The following is an 18,474-nucleotide window of genomic DNA, read 5'->3' as shown; positions in this document are numbered from 1 at the left end:
TCAGTTCATCAACAGCAATGTAAGGCCAACAAGCTGGCCGCAATTAATTGTTGGGATCAACTCGGAGAAACCGAACCCATGAACACACCGCTGCGTTTCAACGAAGCCTTGCTGATTGCCGATCGTGCCTTTCGCCCGTTCCAGTGCGTGGCTTGGGCTCCGCAGGACGGCACCGGCATCGTCAACATCAGCGTCGTCGACCGCACCAGCACCCGCCTGCTAGGTCGCCAGCTGTCCTGCGCCACCTACAGCGACCCGCAACAGCTGGAAGATGCGCTGCAGCACTCCCGTGATGAGCTGCGCAGCCAGGGTTTCGACTTGGCACCGTGGAGCATGCCGGAGTAAGTCTTTTCGGGGCGCCTTGTGCGCCCCGTGCTCTTTACGGAAAGCACGCTTTACCCCGTTGCGCTTGGCCCTGGAGGGACTGCAGACTGCTGCAATCACCCACTGTGCCGAGCCTAGCGCCATGCTTGAACTACGCCCCAACTGCGAGAACTGCGACTGCGATCTGCCGGCAGCCAGTTCCGACGCATTGATCTGCTCCTTCGAGTGCACGTTCTGTCGTTCCTGCGCCGAGACGGCCCTTGGGCTGCGCTGCCCGAACTGCGGCGGCGAACTGGTGAAGCGGCCGATCCGCCCTGCGGAAAAACTCGAGCGCTTTCCTGCTTCCAGCAAACGCGTACGCAAGGCCTGAAATGAAAAAGGGGCGACCTCTCGGTCGCCCCTTTTCATGTGCAAAGCGCCTATCAGTAGTAGGCGTTTTCGCGATTGCTGTGGTCGGTCACGTCACGCACACCCTTGAGTTCGGGAATACGCTCGAGAAGGGTTTTCTCGATGCCTTCCTTGAGGGTGTAGTCGGCCTGACCACAACCCTGGCAACCACCACCGAACTGCAGCACGGCGATACCTTCGTCGACCACGTCGATCAACGTCACCTGACCACCGTGACTGGCCAGACCAGGATTGATCTCGGTCTGCAGGTAGTAGTTGATACGTTCGTTCAGTGGGCTGTCCTCATTGACCATCGGCACCTTGGCGTTCGGCGCCTTGATGGTCAGTTGGCCGCCCATGCGATCGGTGGCGTAGTCGACGACAGCGTCTTCCAGGAAAGGCTCGCTGATACCATCGATCCAGGCAGTGAAACTGGCCAGACCCACGGCGGTGTCTTCAGGCTTCTGCTCACCCGGCTTGCAGTAAGCGATGCAGGTTTCCGCATAAGGCGTACCTGGCTGGGTGATGAAAACGCGGATGCCGATACCCGGGGTGTCCTGCTTGCTCAGCAGCTCGGCCAGGTAGTCTTCGGCAGCTTGGGTAATGGTGATGGCACTCATGGCAACTCCTCACGGTCATGCAGCGGATTGTACGCCAAGTGGCGACCCGAATAAAGTCCTACTAATTTACTCAGGATAAGACTGCAGCCTTCCCCGCTCTGCTCGCTGCCCGCCCCAGACTTTGGCGTGAACGACGAAACGCTTTTCGATCAGCTCATAACTGGCCCAGGCCGCCAGGGCGATCACCGGTACGCAGGCCGCGATGACGACCGCAGGCGAGAGATCGAGGCGGGCCTGCAGGTACCAGCCCAGCGACAGTACGATCACGTGCAGCAGGTAGACCGAGTAGGAATAGTCGCCTAGTTGGCTCAACAGCCGATTGCCCTTTAACCAGGGCTCCATGGCGATACAGGCAGCGACGATCAACGCGCTCGGCAGCCCCCAATGCAGCAGGCGCACGGAGCTGTCGAAGTGATAGATGGTCAGCAGCGAAGCCGCGATTACCAGCAGCGGCAGCCAAAATCCCTGGCGAATCCAGCCGCGCTTGTAAAGTACACCCAGGAGCATGCCGAAGATGAACTCGTAGACGATGCTGTTGCGGTAGAAATCGCTCATCCACGGCTGGGTCGCCAGCAGACTGAAAGCGGCCAGGGCCAGGACGATGAACAGTAGGCGCAGACGCTCAGTGACGATGAAGGCCAGTGCGAACAGCAGGTAGAAGAACATCTCGTAATTCAGCGTCCAACCGACGTTGAGCGTCGGATAGAGGCCAAAGCCGCCAGGATTCTCCGCTGGGATGAAGAGCAGCGAGAGCAATAGATGATGCAGATCGAACTCCTGCACCGGCATCACCGGATTGGCGAAGGCGATGATCAGCGCCGCTATCAACGAGTAGAGCCAGTAGGCCGGGACGATGCGCAGCACACGATTGAGCATGAAGCGCCAGGGCGTGATCGTCTTGCCCCGGGTGGACAGATAGATCACCAACCCGCTGATGACGAAGAAGATGTCGACACCAACCGCGCCCCTTTCGGCGAACAGCCGACCGACGAAACTGTCCGCCTTGAAATTGAAGAACACCTGCATGACGTGATGAAACACCACAACCCAGGCCGCCAACGCCCGTAAAGCCTGCACTGAAACCAGCATGAAACCGCCATCGCCCCCTTTCGCTGTTCGAGCCGGGCTGCCTGAATCTGGCAACCAAAGGGTCCGACCGCAGCGGCAGAGGAAAGGTCGGCGGAAGCAACAGTGAGCGACAGGCTGCAGGCGGCGCGCAGGCATCGGTCAGCCGCGCGCTGCTTCCAGCGCTTCGTTAGAGGTTCTGGTAGCGGTTCATATCCAGCACCCCGGCCTCCTGCGGCTGGGTTTCACGGATATGCTCGGCCAGATCGTGGAAATAGCGCCAGAACTCGGGATGGCTGCGGCGCACGCCCCAGCGCTCGACGACGCGCTCGAAGGATTTTGCGTCGCGCACGCCCTCCATCTGTTTGACGAAGTCATCCACCTCACCGGCTTTCACGTTGAACATGAAGTTCGGATAGCTGCTCAGCACTTCCGGATAGATGGTCAGGGTGTCGAGGCGAGGCTGATAACGCAGCTCCTCACCCAGCATGAAGGCCACGTTGCTGTGCGCGCGGTTGCGCAGCAGGCTGTAGATCTCGCGCGAACCATCGCTCAGCTCCACCCGCAGCATGGTCGCTTCCGGCAACTGGTCGATCACTCGCAAGCCCCCTGCCGGACGACTGGCCAGGCGCGACAGTGACTGCTCGGCATGCTGCAGTTCCTTGGGCAGACCATCGCGATAACAGTGCGCGCCCAAGCAGCGGTTGATCGGATCGGGCCGCGCATTGAGCTTGGCATGGCGCTGCAGCAGTTGCTCGGCGAACTGCTTCTTCGGGTCCTTGCCGGTCAGGCCGAGGGCGCTCGGCGAGCGGTGATCGACCGAGGTGTAGTCCAGCAGCATCTTCAGCTTGCCGCTGTTCTGGTACCAGTCGTCCAAGTAGGCCTCACGCGAGCCTGCCGGCAACAGGCGCAGAAAGTTCACCTCGGCACCGTTGCGGATCAGGTCGAAGTACAAGCGCGTCTGCGCCTGATGCGAGACGTTGCCGAACACATCGAAGTTGACCACCAGTTGGTAGTAGGTGCGCTCCAGCAGCGGATAGTCCAGCCACCAGAGGGTTTGCGGCACCTCGCCGAGCAAGCCTTTGCGCACCGAGGCACTGTCGTGCTGGCGGAAGATCGACAGCAACGCATTGTCGTTGCCGCTCCAGATATGCGCCCAGTCAGCCGGCGGCGCATCGGCGTAGGCGTCCTTGCGCAGATTCTCGTAATCGTTGCGCTTGTCTCGGTAGTTACGCCACAGACCCAGCAGATCGCCGATCTCATCGACCTGGCCGGGCATGGCCAAAAGCGGCGTGGCTTCACGCTGATATTCGGCATCGGTGATGTAGAGATCGTGCTCCGGCGCCTGGAACAACGCCCAGAAGTTGTCACGAATCACGTCGGTGGCAATCTGCCCGCGGCACACCGGGCCTCGGATAAAGGTGCGCACGAAGTATTCGGCGTTATCCAGCATGAACTGATAACGCGCCTGCGCCGGAATCGCAGCGAAGGTTTCGAACGGATTGGCGCGGCGCTGCGCGCCATAGCCCGGCACCGCGTCGAGCGTCCAGTCTTCGCCGAAGAACAGGGCTTTGACCCGCGCCAGTTTGTCTTCGCTCAGCGGATAGGTGATGTGGGTCTTGTGCACGATCACGCCCTGGATCGGCCACAGACGATAGTAGAACTCGGTACCCGGATCATCGTTCGGGCGACGCGTGGCGATGGGGTCGATGGGTTTGCCGCTCGGGGTGCGCGAGCGAACCATCTGGAAAAAGTGCCCGGGCTCGCCATCCTCGAAGTGCAGATGCGCCAGAAACAGGTGTTCATACAGCCAGCGTGAGACCAGGTCCTGTCGCGCACCGGGAGCGTTGAGGAAATTTTCCCACTGCTGCACCTGGCGCAACTCGACAGCGCTGGGCTTGAGCGCTTGCTCAGCCACTGGCGCGCCCTGCGCCAGCCACTGCTCCAGCGTGGCGTACTCGTCATCGTTCAGGCCGGTTACGGCGAACGGCATGCCGCCATGGGGATTTTTCTGCGCATAGGCGGCGAACTCGCCCGGCAGTGGGCAACTGTTGCTGCGGGTGATGGCGATATCGAGGTCGTCAGGGAGCTTGGCGTTGGGTTCGACTGGCTCGCTACGGCCCAGCTCCAGCATGTGTTTGATCAGCGCGACCTGGCCGTTTTCACCGTCGAGCACCGAATGGAAATCGCGCTGCCGCCAGGCCGCCTCGCCTTGCGCGTCCAGATACAACCGTGTGGTGGCTTGCGCCTTGGTCCGCGTGCCGTCGTAGACCAGCTGTTTGCTGGCGCCACGCAGGACGCCCTCGCCGCTGCCGAGGTTGAGCTGACAAGGTGCGTCGTAGCAGGTATGGCACGCCACGCACTTGTGGGTAAGGATGGGCTGGACGTCATCGATATAGGAAACGGCTTCGGCACGGGCCAGACCGGCTGCGAAGGAAAGAAACAACAGTGCAGCGGGCTTGAACATGACCACGTCCTTTATTGCGAAGCGGCAATTCTAACGAGACGGCGCCCTCCGCAACATGAATGAAATTCATGGGAATGCTCGCGGCGCTCCAGAGCCCTGCAGCTTTGCTATCATCGCGCACCTTTGTTCCCGCTTTGCTCAGGTAGTTCTCATGTCCGATCGCAGCGCCCGCCTCCAAGCCCTCCAGCAAGCCCTGAAGGAGCGCATCCTGATTCTCGACGGCGGCATGGGCACCATGATCCAGAGCTACAAGCTCGAAGAAGCCGACTACCGCGGCGAGCGCTTCGCCGACTGGCCGAGCGACGTCAAGGGCAACAATGACCTGCTACTGCTGACTCAGCCGCAGATTATCGCTGCCATCGAAAAGGCCTACCTGGATGCCGGTGCCGACATCCTGGAAACCAACACCTTCAACGCCACCCAGGTGTCCCAGGCCGACTACGACATGGAGTCGCTGGTCTATGAGCTGAACGTCGCTGGCGCCCGTGTGGCCCGCGAAGTGGCGGACGCCAAGACCCTGGAAACCCCGGATCGTCCGCGTTTCGTCGCCGGCGTACTCGGCCCGACCAGCCGCACCTGCTCGATCTCCCCGGATGTCAACGACCCCGGCTACCGCAACGTCACTTTCGACGAGCTGGTGGAGAACTACACCGAAGCGACCCGCGGCCTGATCGAGGGCGGCGCCGACCTGATCCTGATCGAGACCATCTTCGACACCCTCAACGCCAAGGCGGCGATCTTCGCCGTGCAGCAGGTGTTCGACGAGGACGGCGTTGAACTGCCGATCATGATCTCCGGCACCATTACCGACGCTTCCGGCCGTACCCTGTCCGGTCAGACCACCGAAGCCTTCTGGAACTCGGTGGCCCACGCCAAGCCGATTTCCGTGGGCCTGAACTGCGCCCTCGGTGCCAAGGAACTGCGCCCTTACCTGGCCGAACTGGCGGCCAAGGCCGGCACCCACGTGTCCGCGCACCCCAACGCCGGCCTGCCGAACGCCTTCGGTGAATACGACGAAACCCCGGCGCAGATGGCCGAGGTGGTCGAGGAATTCGCTGCATCGGGGCTGCTGAACATCATCGGCGGCTGCTGCGGCACCACGCCGGGTCACATCCAGGCCATCGCCGAGGCGGTCGCCAAATACCAGCCGCGCCCGATTCCGGAGATTCCCAAGGCCTGCCGCCTGTCGGGCCTGGAGCCCTTCACCATCGATCGCCAGTCGTTGTTCGTCAACGTCGGCGAGCGCACCAACATCACAGGTTCGGCCAAGTTCGCCCGGCTGATCCGCGAGGAGAACTACACCGAGGCCCTGGAAGTCGCCCTGCAGCAGGTGGAAGCCGGCGCCCAGGTGATCGACATCAACATGGACGAGGGGATGCTCGACTCGAAGGCCGCCATGGTCAGGTTCCTCAACCTGATCGCTGGCGAGCCGGACATTTCCCGCGTGCCGATCATGATCGACTCCTCCAAGTGGGAGGTGATCGAGGCCGGCCTGAAGTGCATCCAGGGCAAGGGCATCGTCAACTCGATTTCCATGAAGGAAGGCGTCGAGCAGTTCAAGCACCACGCCAAGCTGTGCAAGCGCTATGGCGCCGCGGTGGTGGTGATGGCCTTCGACGAAGTCGGCCAGGCCGATACCGCCGCGCGCAAGCAGGAAATCTGCCAGCGCAGCTACGATATCCTGGTCAACGAAGTGGGCTTCCCGCCGGAAGACATCATCTTCGACCCGAACATCTTCGCCGTTGCCACCGGCATCGAAGAGCACAACAACTACGCGGTGGACTTCATCGAGGCCTGCGCTTATATCCGCGACCAGCTGCCGTATGCGCTGAGTTCGGGCGGCGTGTCCAACGTGTCCTTCTCCTTCCGTGGCAACAACCCGGTGCGCGAGGCGATCCACTCGGTATTCCTCTACTACGCCATCCAGAACGGCCTCTCCATGGGCATCGTCAACGCCGGCCAGCTGGAGATCTACGACGAGATTCCCAAGGAGCTGCGCGACGCGGTCGAGGACGTGGTGCTCAACCGTAACGACGGCGCTACCGAGGCGCTGCTGGCCATCGCCGACAAGTACAAGGGCGATGGCGCCGCCAAGGAAGTCGAGAACGAGGAGTGGCGCTCGCTGCCGGTCGACAAGCGCCTGGAGCACGCGCTGGTCAAGGGCATCACCGCCTTTATCGTCGAGGACACCGAGGAATGCCGCCAGCAATGCGCGCGGCCCATCGAGGTCATCGAAGGCCCGTTGATGAGCGGCATGAACGTGGTCGGCGACCTGTTCGGCTCGGGCAAGATGTTCCTGCCCCAGGTGGTCAAGTCCGCCCGGGTGATGAAGCAGGCCGTGGCGCACCTGATTCCCTTCATCGAGGCCGAGAAAGGCGATAAGCCGGAAGCCAAGGGCAAGATCCTCATGGCCACCGTGAAAGGCGACGTGCACGACATCGGCAAGAACATCGTTGGTGTGGTGCTGGGCTGTAACGGCTACGACATCGTCGACCTGGGCGTGATGGTGCCGGCGGAGAAGATCCTGCAGACCGCCATCGCCGAGAAGTGCGACATCATCGGCCTGTCCGGGCTGATCACCCCGTCGCTGGACGAGATGGTCCACGTCGCCAAGGAAATGCAGCGCCAGGGCTTTACCCTGCCGCTGATGATCGGCGGCGCGACCACGTCCAAGGCGCACACCGCGGTGAAGATCGACCCGCAGTACAAGAATGATGCGGTGATCTACGTCACCGACGCCTCCCGCGCGGTGGGCGTGGCGACCCAACTGCTGTCCAAGGAGCTCAAACCCGACTTCGTGCGCAAGACCCGTGACGAATACGTGGTAGTGCGTGAGCGCACCGCCGCCCGGGCGACCCGCACCGAGCGCTTGAGCTACGAAAACGCCATCGCCAACAAGCCGAAGTTCGACTGGGCCGGCTATAGCGCACCGCAACCGAGCTTCACCGGCGCCAAAGTGCTCGACGATATCGACCTCAACGTACTGGCCGAGTACATCGACTGGACGCCGTTCTTCATCTCCTGGGACCTGGCCGGCAAATACCCGCGCATCCTTACCGACGAAGTGGTCGGTGAGGCGGCCACCAGCCTGTTCAACGATGCCCAGGCGATGCTGCGCAAACTGATCGACGAGAAACTGATCAAGGCCCGCGCCGTGTTCGGTTTCTGGCCGGCCAATCAGGTGCGTGACGACGATATCGAAGTCTACGGCGACAGCGGCGAGCAACTCGCCACCCTGCACCACCTGCGTCAGCAGACCATCAAGCCGGACGGCAAGCCGAACCTGTCCCTGGCCGACTTCGTCGCGCCGAAGGAAAGCGGCATTACGGATTACGTCGGTGGCTTTATCACCACCGCCGGCATCGGCGCCGAAGAAGTGGCCAAGGCTTACCAGGACAAGGGCGACGACTACAACGCGATCATGGTCAAGGCCCTCGCCGACCGTCTCGCCGAAGCCTGCGCCGAGTGGCTGCACGAGCGCGTGCGCAAGGAGCACTGGGGTTACGCGGCGGACGAGCAACTAGACAACGAGGCGCTGATCCGCGAGCAGTACAAGGGCATCCGCCCTGCTCCCGGCTACCCGGCCTGCCCGGACCACACCGAGAAAGGCACGCTGTTCAAGCTGCTCGATCCCGAGGCCGACTACAACAAGGCCGGCATGAGCGGCGTGTTCCTTACCGAGCACTACGCCATGTTCCCGGCCGCCGCCGTGTCCGGCTGGTACTTCGCCCACCCCGAGGCGCAGTACTTTGCCGTCGGCAAGGTCGACAAGGATCAGATCGAGCGTTACACCGAGCGCAAGGGCCAGGACCTCGCCGTCAGCGAGCGCTGGCTGGCGCCGAACCTGGGTTATGACGACTGATACGAAAGAGCCCGCTATCGCGGTAATGCTGTTCACTTAAGGTTGTACGCGCTTGGCTCCCCTCTCCCATTTATGGGAGAGGGGCTGAGGGGGAGAGGGCTGGAACGATGCAAAACCGCCAGTTCCCCCTCTCCCTAACCCTCTCCCAGGAGGGGCGAGGGGACTGATCGCATTACACCGTTTCTTATGTGAACAGCATTGCGCTATCGCGGGCTCTTTTCATTCGTGGGCAGGTTGCAATCCACGGCGGTTCCGAAGGGGATGCAAGCGTAGGGCGGCGGCAACCCGCCGCTTGATCAGGCCTCAGGGTTCTGGCCCTTCGGGCAAGCCTATGCCGCTGCAGGACGCGAGGCTTCGCGGACGAGTCCGCTCCCACAAGGTGACTGTGCCAACGCTGCCCCTCTCTGTGGGAGCGGACTTGTCCGCGATAACTTTCTCGAATTGCACCGCAAAAACCTGGCCGTTCAGGAAAGCCCGCTGCGCGCCGATCATCGAAAAAACACGAACTCCGATACATCAACAGCGCTCCAACTCATGTCGAGCCATTTCGGCTCATTCGACGGAGCGATGACATGTACAAGCACAGCCTTGCAGTACTGGCCGTAGCGGCCGCCATGACCGGTTGCTCGACCATCGAGAACCCGGCCGACTACGTGACGTTTCGCAACGAGCCACTGGTCAAGCAGGTCGACCACGGCATGACCATGGAGCAGGTACGCACCCTCGGCGGCCCGCCCTCTTCCGAAGAGCGCAACAGCGTCACCGGCGGCACCTGCAACAACTACGTGCTGAATGTCGATGGCCTGGAACAACCCTACTACGTGGACTTCGACGTCAACGGCCGGGTCGACAGCAAGGGCTTCATGACCTGCGAGCAGCACCAGGGCAACCAGCGCAAAAGACTCTGATGCAATCAGCCCCGCTGCACGCAGCGGGGCTGATGGGATCGCCTGATGGCCTAGAAGATGAGTTTGAACAACCCGATCACCACGATCAGGCCGATGATGAAAATGATACCGACGGTGCCGCCTAGAAACTTGAGCATGCTGACTCTCCTTTTTCTGGATTCAGGAGTTGTGACCACGAAGCGGCCGTCAGCGTTTAGCTTTTTTCTCGATCCGCAGCTGCAGCAGCAACCATCAGGCGCCAGGGCGACGGACGATCTTGATGCTGTATTCCATCTGCGGCTTGCGCGTCATGCTCACGGCACGCCGGCTGACGGTATCCAGGGTGATGTTCCAGAAGCCGCTGGAGGGTACGCGGATCTTCGCAGGAAATTTGATGAAGGCGCCGCCGTGGTAACTGTGTCGGCCACGGTTCCTGAAGGCGCGAAAGTTGGCATCGTTCATCAGGCGGATGTTGCACGGTTGCGAGCACTGGATGACCACCAGATCGCCCTCTTCCAGATGCTCACGTTGATGGATGAATTTCATCGTATTCGGACTCGGTGGTGAAACGGGGGCGCAATAGTGCCGCAAGCGGCGCGGCATCGCCAGCGCAGCTGACGACGCGCTTGCAACCAACCCGTGCGCTGCCTAGGATGCGCGCCCATCATTGCACCACCCTGCCCACATGAAAGCCCTGCTCGACCGCATTCCCATTGTGATTGCTCTGCTCAAGCGCTATCCCGGCCTGGTTGCGCTGTTCGGCTTCTGCTCGGGACTGGCCAGCTTTCTTTTGGTCGACCGCCAGGCGAATCTGGCCAAGGTACTGGGCGTGGTGCTGGTGGTCAGCTGGGTCTGGCTCATCCTGGAGAACCTGCTGCGCGAGCGCATAGCCCAGCGCTTCGGCTTCGAGTTGCCGCTGCCATTGCTGCGCTACGGCACGCAGATGATCCATCAGGAGAGCCTGTTCTTCGTCCTGCCGTTCTTCTTCATCACCACCACCTGGAACAGCGGGCAATTGCTGTTCAGTGGCCTGCTGGCGGTCGCTGCGCTGGCCTCGATCACCGATCCGATCTACTACCGCTGGCTGGCACCACGACGCTGGCTGCTGCTGGCCTTTCACAGCCTTGCGCTGTTCGCGGTGATGCTCACCGCGTTGCCGATCATCTTCCACCTCAGCACGCCGCAGAGCTATCGCATCGCCCTGGCGGTCGCCACGCTGCTGGCACTACCGAGCCTGCCGGGACTGATCGGTGTCGCCGGCTGGCGCCGCACCTTGCTGCTGGCCGCCCTGCCCCTGGCCATGGCCAGCGCCGGCTGGATGGCACGCGTATGGGTGCCACCGGCAACGCTGTGGCTGACAGAAGTGGCGATCAGCAACCGCTTCGATGGTGAACAGCGCACGCCTGGCGCCAGCCTGAAGCGGATCACGCCGCAGCAATTGAGTAATGACGGGCTCTACGCTTACACCTCGATCAACGCCCCGCGCGGCCTCAACGAGCGCATCTATCACGTCTGGCAGCACAACGGCCGGGAAGTCGATCGCATCGCCCTGGAGATCAGCGGCGGACGCAAGGAGGGCTATCGCGCCTGGACGCACAAGCTCAATTTTCCCGCCTCGCCCGAGGGTCGCTGGCAGGTGCGAGTCGTCACCGAAGCCGGACAGATGATTGGCGTACTGCGCTTCGAAGTGGTGTCTGCAGCGCCGCACAAGTCCACCACGCCAGCGCTCTAGCAATCGCCCCTTCAGCGATGCGCCTTGCGCCAGCTCGACGGCGACTGGCCGAAGTGATTGCGAAAGGCCGTGCTGAAGGCCGCCTGGTCGGCATAGCCGAGCACATCGGCCAGTAGCGTCAGCGGCATGTTTGATGCCCGCACCTGCCAACCTGCAGTATCCATCTTCACCTGATGCACCAGTTGCTTGAAGCACAGCCCCTCACTGAGCAGGCGCCGCTGCAGGGTTCGTGGGTGCAGGCCGAGCAGCTCGGCGATATGCCCGAGCGAATGCTGGCGCATGCCGAGGGTCTGCACGATCAGGCTGCGCACCTGCAACTCCAGATCGTCCTGCAGACTGTCCAGGCGTTCGCGCAGCGACGCTTCGAGGCGCTGCGCATCATCTGAGGCCATGGCCAGCACCGGGCGCTGCAGAATGCTGGCGTCGTACACCAGACAGTCGTATTCCTGATCGAAGCGCACCTCGCAACCCAGATGCTGGCGATAGCGCATGCGCGGCGCCATGGGGCTGTGGCTGAATTCCACACGCAGCGGGCGCAGGTCGGCGCCGCCCACCGCACGTACCAGGCGCGCGTAGGCGGCGATGGCCATCTCCCGGTACTGCTGGGCGCCGTCGACCGCGAAGAAATGCTCGATACGCCGCACCTGGATGCGCCCTTCCAGCATCAACAATTGCCAGTGCTCGGCCTTGTTGTGCAGGGCCAGATAGCGCTGCGCCGCCGTGAAGGCCGCCTGCAGGTCAGGCTCGCGCACCAGCAGGTGCCCCAACAGACCGAGCATCTCCAACCCCTGATGGCTGGCCACGCGCAAGCCCAGATCGGGACACTGCAGCTGCGCGGCCGCTTCGTTCAGCAGGAGGATCAGCTGCTCAATGCGAATCAGGCTATCGCCATCGTCCAGCGCATCGGTGCTCATGCCCGCGCGCGCAAGAAGCACGCGCAGATCGCCGCCCAGGCTGGTCACCTCGGCTTCCAGCCCGGTCAGGGCAGCACTGCGTACCTCATAGCGAACGGACATGGTGCCCCTCCTGGCAGATCGCTCGAAGATGCCAACACTGTCGTGTCATGACAAGTTTTGCGCTACGCAGACGCCTAGTCTGGCCTCACAAAAACAAGAGCCGAGGCCTCCGTCATGCCCCAATACGATCTGATCATCCAGAGCGGCCGCTACTTCGACGGCAGCCCTGCCCCCTCCGCCACCCGCAGCCTGGCGATCAAGGGTGGCCGCATCGCCCTGGTCAGTGCCGAGCCGCTCGACGCCAGCCTGGCCGAGCGGGTCATCGACGCCCAGGGCAAATGGATCACACCCGGCTTCCTTGACACCCACTACGATGCCGAGCTGATGGTCGCGCCCAGCCTCAGCGAATCGGTGCGTCACGGCGTGACCACGGTGCTGGTGGGCAGTTGCTCCTTGAGCATGGTGTGCAGCGACGCCGAAGATGCGTCAGACATCTTCACCCGCGTGGAAACCGTACCGCGCGAAAAGGTGTTGCCGATTCTGCGTGAGCGCAAGCGCTGGAACGGCCCGCGGCAATGGCGCGAGTTCATCGACCAGCATCCGCTGGGGCCGAACCTGGTGAGTTTTCTCGGCCACAGCGACCTGCGCGTGGCTGTGATGGGCCTGCATCGTGCCACCGACCGCCAGGTGGTGCCGGAGGAAGCCGAGCTGCAGCGTATGGAAGCCATTCTCAGCGAAGCGCTGGATTGCGGCTTCCTTGGCCTGTCCACCATGTGCCTGAAGTGGGACAAGATCGACGGCGATCGCGAATGGTCGAAGAGCCTGCCCAGCACCTACGCCCGTTGGCGTGAAGTGCGCCGCCTCAATCGTCTGCTGCGCCAGCGCGGGCGGGTACACCAAGGCGCACCCAATGCTGCCAACCCGCTGCAGATCACCCAGTACATCAGCGAAGCCATCGGCCTGCTGCGCAAGCCGTTGAAGACCACGCTGATTTCCCTGCTCGACCTCAAGGGCAACCGCAGCCTGGCACTGCTCGCCCGCTTCTCCGCCTGGCTGACCAACCGCCTCGGCGGCGATTTTCGCTGGCAACTCTTGCCGACACCCTTCGCCATCTACGCCGACGGCATGGATATCGTGCTGTTCGAAGAGTTCGGCGCCGGCGAGATGGCGTTGGACGTCAAGGATCAGATCGAGCGCAACCTGCTGCTGCAGAACGAGGAGTACCGCCGCACCTTCCGCAAGTACTACGCCGACAAACTGTCGCCGCGGGTCTGGCAGCGCGATTTCGGCGATGCAGTGATTCTCGACTGTCCGGACACCTCGCTAGTCGGCAGGAACTTCGCCGAGGTCGCCCGCGAGCGCGGCCTGCACGTGGTCGACCTGTTCCTCGACATGGTGGTGCAATACGGCCGCCAGCTGCGCTGGTTCACCGTGATCGGCAATCATCGCCAGGACAAGCTGCGGCAGATGGTGCGCAGCCCGCATACGCTGATCACCTTCTCCGACGCCGGCGCGCATATTCGCAACATGGCCTTCTACAACCTGCCGCTGCGTTTCCTCAAGCTGGTCAAGGACAGTCACGACGACGGCCAGCCGGTGATGAGCCTGGAGCGGGCCGTGCACCGCCTGACCGGCGAACAGGCCGACTGGCTCGGCATCGAGGCCGGTTACATCCGCCAGGGTGACCGCGCCGACCTGGTGCTGATCGATCCCGCCGGGCTGCAACAGAACCTGGAGCGGGAAAACTGGGACGAAATGCAAGGCTTCGGCATCCAGCGCATGGTCTGTCGCAATCCCGGCTGCGTCAGCCATGTGCTGATCAATGGCAAACTGGCCGTGGACGACGAGCGCATCGTCCCTGAACTGGGCCGCAAGCGCGGTTTTGGCCAGTTCCTCGCGGCGCGCTGAAACGGCCTACGCATGGGCGCGTCGCGGTGGTAGCATGCGCGCCCCATGCAGCTCTCCGAACTCAACCAACGCCTCGCCGACCTCGGCGCCAAACCCCAGCATATCGGGCGCATCACCCGTGCCTGGCTGCAGGGCAAGGCGCTGGATACCGGCACCAAGCACCAGAAGACCGAGAACTTCCTGCCGCTGACGGTGCGTGAGGGGCTGCCCGCCATCGCCGCCAGCCTCGAAGCACTGGCCCGGGTCAGCACCGAACACCCGGGCGCTGACGGCTCATCGCGCCTGCTGGTAGAGCTGGCCGACCGGCAGATGGTCGAAAGCGTTCTGCTGCCGCGCGACGGCCTGTGCATCTCCAGCCAGGTCGGTTGCGCCGTCGGCTGCACCTTCTGCATGACCGGCAAGAGCGGCCTGCTGCGCCAGCTCAGCAGCGCCGAGATGGTCGCTCAGGTGGTGTTGGGCCGTCGCCGACGCGCAGTGAAGAAAGTGGTGTTCATGGGCATGGGCGAGCCCGCCCACAACCTCGACAACGTGCTCGAGGCCATCGACCTGCTCGGCACCGAGGGCGGCATCGGTCACCGCAATCTGGTGTTTTCCACGGTTGGCGATCCCCGTGTCTTCGAGCGCCTGTCTAAGCAGCGCGTGCGCCCTGCCCTGGCTCTGTCGCTGCACACCACCGACGCCGAACTGCGTCAACGCCTGCTGCCCAGAGCGCCGCGCATCGATCCCGAGCAGCTGATGGAGCTGGGCGAAGCCTACGCGCGCAGCATCGACTACCCGATTCAGTATCAGTGGACGCTGCTCAAGGGCATCAACGACAGCCAGCAGGAAATGGACAACATCCTGCGCCTGTTCAAGGGCAAGTTCGCCGTGCTCAACCTGATCCCCTACAACAGCCTGGAAGCCGACGAATACCAGCGCCCAGACGGCGAGCGCATCGTCGAAATGGTGCGCTACCTGCACAGCCGCGGCGTGCTGACCAAGGTGCGCAACTCGGCCGGCCAGGATGTCGACGGTGGTTGCGGGCAACTGCGCGCCCGTGCGGTGGACGTGATCAATACCAGCCGATTGCATCGAAATCGCGGCTGAGGCTCAAGAATGGCGGCTGCCAACCGATAAGAAACGTACAGAGAGACCGCACGTCCAGCAGGCAAAAAGCCAGCACTGTACTAGGTTTGTAAAGAACCGCTTTGCATGGATGCAGACCCGCCGTTATCGCATCCAGGAGCCACCCATGAAAATCGCCCACAAGGTCGGTATCGCAGCCGCGACCGTGCTTTTCCTTACCACCAGCTTGTTATCGCTTTCCCAGGTCAGCCAGGTACGAGACACCCTGCGTAGCCAGGCTGAGGAAAGCATTGCCGAGTCGAGCAGTGCCCTGGCCGGGCAGATCGAGAACTGGCTCAACGCCAAGCTGCGCCTGATCGATCTGATGGCACAAAGCATCGACAGCGACTACAGCCCGGAGCAAACCCAGCGCGTGATCGACGCGCCGCTGCTCAAGGACGAATTCATCCTGGTTTTCGGCGCACTTGAAGCGGATGGCAAACCAATCAAGAACAGCGACGACTGGAAGCCGAACGCCGACTGGGACGGGCGCCAACGGCCCTGGTACGGCACGGCCAAGAGCGGCAGCCAGGCCGTGCTGACCGAACCCTACGTCGATTCCACCACCAATGAAATCCTCATCTCCGCCGTGGCGCGCATCAGCGACGCCGGCCAATTCCTAGGTGCCTTCGGTGGCGATATCCGCCTGCAGTCGGTGGCCGATGCAGTCAACACCCTGGATTTCAATGACGCCGGTTACGCCTTCCTGCTCAGCCGTTCGGGCAACATCATTTCCCACCCCAATGCCGAGTACAACGGCAAGTCCTACAGCGAACTCTTCGATGGCCAGAGCCCGGCGCTGGGCAAGGAGCTGCGTGAGGTCGAAGCCGGCGACAAGAGCCTGCTGGTTTCCTTCACGCCGCTACCCAATCTGCGCGGCATGGACTGGTACATCGGCGTCGTGCTGGATGAGAACATTGTCATGGCCGAGGCCGATCGCCTGACCTGGCTGGCGGTGATCGGCACTGTCGTTGGCGTGGCCATCAGCCTGTTGGTGCTGGGCCTGCTGATGAACAGCCTGCTCAAACCACTGGGCCTGCTCAGCACCTCGCTGCGCGAGATCAACAGCGGCGAAGGCGACCTGACGCGCCGCCTGGCGATCACCAGCAACGATGAAGTGGGCGAGTTATCACAGGAGTTCAACCGCTTCCTGCAAACGCTGCAGAGCCTGATTGGCGACGTGATGAGCAGCTCGCATCAGGTCCGCGAAAGCACCGCTTTGACCTCCAACGAGTCGGAGCAGGCCGCGCGCCGCCTGCAGGAACAGCTGCAGGAACTGGATCAACTGGCCACTGCGATGCAGGAGATGGCCTCCACCGCCGAGGAAGTGGCGCGCAACGCCCAGGCAGCGGCGCAGGCCGCCGTAGCCGCCAACGAGGAAACCGAGAACGGCGTGCGCGTGGTGTCACAATCGAGCACGGCGATTCGTCACCTGGCCGACGAGATGGACCAGACCAGCCATGCGATCAACGAACTGGCCAAGCTCAGCCACAACATCGAATCGATCCTGCAGGTGATCACCAGCATCGCCGAGCAAACCAACCTGCTGGCGCTCAACGCCGCCATCGAGGCCGCGCGCGCTGGCGAATCCGGCCGAGGCTTCGCCGTGGTCGCAGACGAGGTCCGCTCGCTGGCCTCGCGCACGCAGCAGGCCACGCAGGAAATCCGCCAGATGATCGACCAGTTGCAAGGCGGCGTGCGTCAGGCCGAGAACCGCATGCAACAGAGCCGCGACACGGCCAGCAAGACCGCCGAAGAGGCCGGCGCGGCCAACGACATGCTCGGCCGTATTCGTGAGGCCATCACCCGCATCAACGACATGAATCTGCAGATCGCCACCGCCGCCGAAGAACAGAGCGCCACCACCGAGGAAATCAACCGCAACACCACCAACATCCGCGACATCAGCCACGAACTGGCCGGTGGCGCCGAACAGCAGGTGCACCAGTGCAGCTCGATGGTGGAACAGGTCGGCCAGCAGGATCGCCTGCTCGGGCGTTTCAAGGTTTGATGCCAAGCGCCGTAGATCCACGCACAAGAAAAAGCCCCGGCATGCCGGGGCTCTTTAATCGTATCGATCAGACGCCGCTCTTGACCTTGCTCCAGATACGCGTGCGCACCCGGTCGATCTTCAGCGGCATGGCCTCCAGCGTGTACAGCTTGTCCATCACCGCGTCAGGTGGATAGACGGTCGGGTCAGCCTTGAGGGCGGGATCGACCAGGCTGTCGGCCTTGAGGTTGCCGTTGGCGTAGTTCACATGGTTGCTGATGCCCGCCATCACCTCTGGCTGCAACAGGTAGTTCATAAAGGCGTAGGCCCCCTCCTCGTGACCGGCATCGGCCGGCATGGCTACCATGTCGAACCAGATCGGCGCGCCCTCTTTCGGGATCTCGTACTGAATCTTCACACTATTGCCTGCCTCGGTAGCACGCGCGCCAGCCTGCATGATGTCGCCGGAGAAGCCGACCGCCATGCAGATCTCGCCATTGGCCAGGTCGCCAACGTATTTGGAAGAGTGGAAGTAGCGTACGTTCTTGCGCATTTCCATCAGCAGCGCTTCGGCACGCTTGTAGTCCTCAGGGTTCTTGCTGTGATGCGGCAGCCCCAGATGATGCAGGGCAATCGGCAACATTTCCGGGCCGTTGTCGAGGATCGCCACGCCGCACTGGTTGAGCTTGGCCAGCGTGACCGGGTCGAACAGTACGTCCCAGCTGTCCATCTTTACGTCATCGCCCAACACCGCACGCACCTTGTCGACGTTATAACCGATACCAGTGCTGCCCCACAGGTAAGGAAAGCCGTGCTCGTTGCCCGGATCGTTCACCTCCAGCGCTTTCATCAGCACCGGGTTGAGGTTGTTCCAGTTCGGCAGCTTGCTGCGGTCGAGCTTCTTCAGCGCACCGCCCTGGATCTGCCGGGCCATGAAGTGGTTGGAGGGGAAGACCACGTCGTAGCCGGAACGCCCGGCCATGAGTTTGGCGTCCAACGTCTCGTTGCTGTCATAGACGTCGTAATGAGTGCCAAGGCCGCTGTTCCTTTCGAACTGCTTGAGGGTGTCCGGGGCGATGTAGTCGGTCCAGTTGTAGATGCGCACGCTGTCGGCGGCTTGGGCGGTGCCGGCCAGGATCAGGCACGGCAGGAGTTTCTTCAGCATGGAATAC

At 62.5% G+C, this 18,474-nt stretch carries 14 protein-coding genes and 1 pseudogene; 9 read left to right on the top strand and 6 right to left on the bottom strand.

Annotation, left to right across the window (positions count from 1 at the left end):
* The first annotated feature begins 78 nt into the window (after nt 1-78).
* Complete coding sequence (locus B3P22_RS09415) at nt 79-345, top strand: hypothetical protein (RefSeq protein ID WP_197855742.1); 267 nt, start codon at nt 79-81, stop codon at nt 343-345.
* 121 nt (nt 346-466) lie between these two features.
* Entirely contained in the window at nt 467-694 is a 228-nt protein-coding gene (locus B3P22_RS09410; RefSeq protein WP_296270765.1) for a DUF1272 domain-containing protein, read from the top strand.
* A 52-nt stretch (nt 695-746) separates the two neighbouring features.
* Here the strand turns inward: B3P22_RS09410 and nfuA are convergent, their stop codons facing one another.
* The 3 genes from nfuA to B3P22_RS09395 form a co-directional block, all read right to left on the bottom strand.
* Nucleotides 747-1,331 carry a Fe-S biogenesis protein NfuA gene (nfuA, locus tag B3P22_RS09405; protein WP_197855744.1) on the bottom strand — a complete coding sequence of 195 codons (585 nt, stop codon included), beginning with the start codon at nt 1,329-1,331 and terminating at the stop codon, nt 747-749.
* Between the two features lie 66 nt (nt 1,332-1,397).
* The gene (locus tag B3P22_RS09400) at nt 1,398-2,420 is read right to left on the bottom strand and encodes an acyltransferase family protein (RefSeq protein WP_296270764.1); all 1,023 of its coding nucleotides are present in this window, start codon (nt 2,418-2,420) and stop codon (nt 1,398-1,400) included.
* A 166-nt stretch (nt 2,421-2,586) separates the two neighbouring features.
* Nucleotides 2,587-4,863 (bottom strand): fatty acid cis/trans isomerase, encoded by a 2,277-nt coding sequence (locus B3P22_RS09395; RefSeq protein WP_296270763.1) that lies wholly within the window; start codon nt 4,861-4,863, stop codon nt 2,587-2,589.
* Nucleotides 4,864-5,014: 151 nt separating this feature from the next.
* Between B3P22_RS09395 and metH the strand changes: the two genes are divergently transcribed.
* Together metH and osmE are read left to right on the top strand one after the other, a co-directional pair.
* Complete coding sequence (metH, locus tag B3P22_RS09390; protein WP_296270762.1) at nt 5,015-8,725, top strand: methionine synthase; 3,711 nt, start codon at nt 5,015-5,017, stop codon at nt 8,723-8,725.
* Nucleotides 8,726-9,297: 572 nt separating this feature from the next.
* On the top strand, nt 9,298-9,633 hold the full coding sequence (gene osmE, locus B3P22_RS09385; protein WP_197855748.1) for an osmotically-inducible lipoprotein OsmE: 336 nt from the start codon (nt 9,298-9,300) through the stop codon (nt 9,631-9,633).
* A 231-nt stretch (nt 9,634-9,864) separates the two neighbouring features.
* On the opposite strand, the gene B3P22_RS09380 is transcribed toward osmE, so the two are convergent.
* Nucleotides 9,865-10,158, bottom strand: a complete 294-nt coding sequence (locus tag B3P22_RS09380) for a DUF1883 domain-containing protein (protein WP_013715667.1) — start codon at nt 10,156-10,158, stop codon at nt 9,865-9,867.
* A gap of 139 nt (nt 10,159-10,297) precedes the next feature.
* Here B3P22_RS09380 and B3P22_RS09375 point away from each other — a divergent pair, with 139 nt between their 5' ends.
* Nucleotides 10,298-11,344 carry a DUF5924 family protein gene (locus tag B3P22_RS09375; protein ID WP_296270761.1) on the top strand — a complete coding sequence of 349 codons (1,047 nt, stop codon included), beginning with the start codon at nt 10,298-10,300 and terminating at the stop codon, nt 11,342-11,344.
* 11 nt (nt 11,345-11,355) lie between these two features.
* Here the strand turns inward: B3P22_RS09375 and B3P22_RS09370 are convergent, their stop codons facing one another.
* A complete protein-coding gene (locus B3P22_RS09370; protein ID WP_296270760.1) occupies nt 11,356-12,360 on the bottom strand; it encodes an AraC family transcriptional regulator in 1,005 nt (334 codons plus the stop codon).
* Nucleotides 12,361-12,474: 114 nt separating this feature from the next.
* Between B3P22_RS09370 and B3P22_RS09365 the strand changes: the two genes are divergently transcribed.
* From B3P22_RS09365 to B3P22_RS23855, 4 genes and pseudogenes are all read left to right on the top strand, one after another.
* Entirely contained in the window at nt 12,475-14,208 is a 1,734-nt protein-coding gene (locus B3P22_RS09365; protein ID WP_296270759.1) for an N-acyl-D-amino-acid deacylase family protein, read from the top strand.
* A 45-nt stretch (nt 14,209-14,253) separates the two neighbouring features.
* Nucleotides 14,254-15,294 (top strand): RNA methyltransferase, encoded by a 1,041-nt coding sequence (locus tag B3P22_RS09360; RefSeq protein WP_296270758.1) that lies wholly within the window; start codon nt 14,254-14,256, stop codon nt 15,292-15,294.
* Nucleotides 15,295-15,403: 109 nt separating this feature from the next.
* Nucleotides 15,404-16,465 (top strand): annotated as a pseudogene (locus B3P22_RS23860) (HAMP domain-containing protein); the annotation flags it as partial.
* A gap of 30 nt (nt 16,466-16,495) precedes the next feature.
* Nucleotides 16,496-17,323, top strand: coding sequence for a methyl-accepting chemotaxis protein (locus tag B3P22_RS23855; RefSeq protein WP_419096311.1), 828 nt, complete (start codon nt 16,496-16,498; stop codon nt 17,321-17,323).
* A gap of 67 nt (nt 17,324-17,390) precedes the next feature.
* Here the strand turns inward: B3P22_RS23855 and B3P22_RS09350 are convergent, their stop codons facing one another.
* Nucleotides 17,391-18,467 carry a polyamine ABC transporter substrate-binding protein gene (locus B3P22_RS09350; protein ID WP_296270757.1) on the bottom strand — a complete coding sequence of 359 codons (1,077 nt, stop codon included), beginning with the start codon at nt 18,465-18,467 and terminating at the stop codon, nt 17,391-17,393.
* Between the last annotated feature and the right edge of the window lie 7 nt (nt 18,468-18,474).

Origin of the sequence: Pseudomonas sp. UBA6323 (assembly GCF_002439135.1) — a bacterium.
In the GTDB taxonomy this organism is placed as follows: Bacteria; Pseudomonadota; Gammaproteobacteria; order Pseudomonadales; family Pseudomonadaceae; genus Aquipseudomonas.
This window is presented reverse-complemented; position numbering and strand designations above follow the sequence as displayed.